This window comes from Paenibacillus ginsengarvi, from assembly GCF_003626695.1.
Classification (GTDB): Bacteria; Bacillota; Bacilli; order Paenibacillales; family NBRC-103111; genus Paenibacillus_AB; species Paenibacillus_AB ginsengarvi.
Window position 1 is genome coordinate 1 of the sequence record NZ_RBAH01000064.1, and the last position, 3,342, is coordinate 3,342.

The following is a 3,342-nucleotide window of genomic DNA, read 5'->3' on the forward strand; positions in this document are numbered from 1 at the left end:
AGTAATATTCTGGAACGTGATGATGTTATCAGCATTATCGACAAAATTCTCGGGCATTCGTTGAACGGTCCAGGTTTATTTTTGGACACTAGCGTTGCATAAAACTCACCACAGCAATTTGCCGTAAAATTCAGACATCTACATTTCCGCTCATCGACCAAAAGGTAGATCACCTAGTAAAGGTAGTCTGCCTAGGGATGTTCGACTCGGCCTGTAACGAATCTGAGCTAACCATCCTGCTGCTGAATCCCACAAGAAGACCTGTAGCCATCGGTACAGTACCAGAAGACTACGCGTAGTGCCTGTCTCCATCTTGACCAGCACCCCAGGCAAAAAGCGATGAGGGCCATCCATACTTGATTCATGACCGCTCGTTCGCTAGTGCCGTAAAACGTCTTGATGCGTACATGCTGCTTCAACTATTTGAAAAAGGTTTCGATCGCCCACCGTTCCCGGTATATCTGTCCGATTTCATCCGCATCTAAGTCAAAGCGGTTGGTTAGGATGCGACCGGATTACCTTCAGAATCCACAGTGTGGATGAGGCGCAATATGTTTTCCATTCGCTTCTGCGCCGTACCGACATAGACCCTCTCATCGGTAAGTACGCCTGCATTAATGGGTAGCTTGAACGATTCGACCGGACGGATCACGGTATTCTTTTTGGTACGAGTTACAAAGTAAAGGCCACGCTCACAGTAATCGTCAAACTTGGCGTAATCCATGTAGCCGCGGTCATAGACGTAGGTACAGCCTGTTTCGTCCGCTAAAGCATCCAGTTGACTGCGATCGCTCTTCTTGGCAGGTGTCAAGATAACCTTCTAAGGAACAACAGTCTCATCGTCCATATAAGCCAAGCGAAAATGAAGCTTCAAACCCACTTTTGTTTTTCGGAATTCGGCCCATTTGATGTTTTCAGGCAAAGACCGATGGTTGTGGAGTCGATGATCTTGAAGTCTTTTCGTAAGAAACTGAGAGTTGTGCCTCGTCGAATTTGAAGTACCAACGACATAAACACTTGTTCCAGCAAGGCAGAGTCGACTTGATTATGCTTGCGACTGAGCTGAGAAGCGGAGATCGACTTTATGCCGAACTCCTTCTGAAAGTCTTTGCATAGTACATCGGCGGCAATTTCACGAAGCTCGTCATGCTGTTGAATTTGGGCATGCAAGAACAGCTTTACATACGAGAGAGTGGTAAGCTTCTTGACGTACTTATCTTGATTCACCTCGTGAACGCGTTTCCGTGAACGTTTTCGTACAAATAGGAGAAATCCATTTACCAAATGAAGAAAATAGGGTTTCCTTGTCCATGGCTGATCCTTTTCAGTGGATTATGGGCAGGTACTACCTTCCATTCAATTGTAAAGGATTTTTTCGTGTCCGAATGACCATTAGACCGAATATTTTGATGATTCTGAGAACATTAATGCAACGCTTGTGATATTAAGAAACATTTACAACTTTTGATGAAAAATCACATCCATCTAACGAATTATGAAACAATTCTAATTAATTCTGGAATTTCACAACAAACAAGAGAGGATAAGGCCTCTGCCTCGCTTGGAAATATACTTATATTCATTTTATTTGTCCTAATGCCTCCATTTCAATATGTGATGATCCGATTCTTGAAGGAGCTTTGTCATATAAACTATCTGTCCGGTATGATAAGAAGAGTGCTCAACCACAAAAAGAATAATGGATAAACAAGAGCGTGTATAGTCGTCGACAGAGACGTTAGAATCAGGAGGATAGTGAATTGTTACCAATTCATGTAAATTCTCAACATTTAGATCCATTAAAACCTGCTTACTTTGATCACGAACCTTCTTTAAGTTGAATATCAATTCCTGACCCGTAATACCTCCTTTTGCTAGAAATTCATGTGATCGTTTTCGTATAAAGGGCTTTCCCCCAATCCCGCACACAATATGCTGATATTCACTACCCGTGAGATGTAAGCATAAATTACCAATACTATTTAATTCAGGCTTCAATTTATTCCATAAATCTTGTTCCGATAATCTTGTAATACAGCTTTCCAATGTTGATAAATGTCCATCCAATAGTTCTATACTTTCAAAAATAAATTTCTTCATCATATTAAATTCTCCTCATTCAATTTTTTTCAAAAAATTCTTGCTGACTCTAGGACAGCAAGCGTTTAGCCTTCCAATTTTCCTTTTACTTTGGCAACATTTTTTTCTATTGTTGAAAAATTATGGATTAACAACTCTTCATCCTCAAATAAGATTTCGAATTTCTTCTCTAATGCGACAACAAGTGAGATTCACGCTCAACTTCTGCAACTCGATGGATTGCGTGAAACTGCATATGATGTTTTATCGGAAACTTTTCATTTGCTCCTTCGAATCTATAACTTTTACTTACAAAATATTACTTGTATATTTTTACCTATATTAACATTATAAACATTCTATTAGAATGCATATTTCTACAAGCCCATATACTTTATTTCCATGCACCGATACAAAAATAAAGATAATTGAGACAAAAAACAGCTAATGTTTTTCAAGCCTCTCTGTCTTAGTACCTAAAAGAATTTTTGTTGCAATGTATTTGGAAATCACAAATAACCCCCCATTAGCATTGAAGTTTATGGAAGTCAGTCGTTATGTGTGATAGGGCTCTCCTCAGGTGAGGATGGCATAGATGTGATGGAGAAGCTTGTTGGCGCAAGCGTCAGTAATTACAAATGGTTGACCACACAGCCGCAACGTGGCATTAGAAACGACCGGGGTCATGTATTAAAAGAACATATAATAGCTACTCATTTGGCACATACCGTTTGTAGTGTATCCCAATCGCCTGAAACGCCAATTCCATGCCACAGCTCCACGGCAAAAAATGGATACCGATATCACCTATATCTCGGACGGTACCCAGTTTCATTCCCTGTCCGTTATCCAAGATCTCTTCAACAATGAAATTGTAGCTTGGAGGTTACTGGAACGAAGCGATGTGTTTCCGCTACTGCATAGGAAGCTTACCACGAGGAAATCATGAGGCAATAATTCGGCGAACATACAGGAGTTCCCGTTCCAGTATTGATATACGGACCAAGTATACGCAGAGATCGCGTAAATAAATTTACGGAATTCGACTGCGCCTATGGCGGGATCGGACGCCTCTGTGGCTATCAATTTGTGATGACATTACATGGCTTGATGGGGTGTATAAAAAATAAGGATCGAATTGATAGCAAGATCTCACATCAATTCTATGATAGAGTGAATCAGCCAAACAAAGTGGGCAAAACCTGCTGTAAAATTTATCCTTCCAAAGGGGTAAAGTAAAATCATTAAGGCACCAATAGTAAA

The 3,342-nt window shown here is 40.5% G+C and carries 4 protein-coding genes; all 4 read right to left on the reverse strand.

What is annotated here, in order from left to right:
* Window positions 1-419 precede the first annotated feature (419 nt).
* Window positions 420-506, reverse strand: a complete 87-nt coding sequence (locus tag D7M11_RS37985) for a transposase (protein ID WP_338042540.1) — start codon at window positions 504-506, stop codon at window positions 420-422.
* Window positions 500-811, reverse strand: a complete 312-nt coding sequence (locus D7M11_RS37710) for a transposase (protein ID WP_275671770.1) — start codon at window positions 809-811, stop codon at window positions 500-502. Before D7M11_RS37710 ends, D7M11_RS37985 begins: the two co-directional genes overlap by 7 nt.
* A gap of 59 nt (window positions 812-870) precedes the next feature.
* On the reverse strand, window positions 871-1,227 hold the full coding sequence (locus D7M11_RS37715) for a DUF4372 domain-containing protein (RefSeq protein ID WP_240041457.1): 357 nt from the start codon (window positions 1,225-1,227) through the stop codon (window positions 871-873).
* Between the two features lie 366 nt (window positions 1,228-1,593).
* Complete coding sequence (locus tag D7M11_RS36040) at window positions 1,594-2,103, reverse strand: DinB family protein (protein WP_120752095.1); 510 nt, start codon at window positions 2,101-2,103, stop codon at window positions 1,594-1,596.
* Window positions 2,104-3,342: the final 1,239 nt, after the last annotated feature.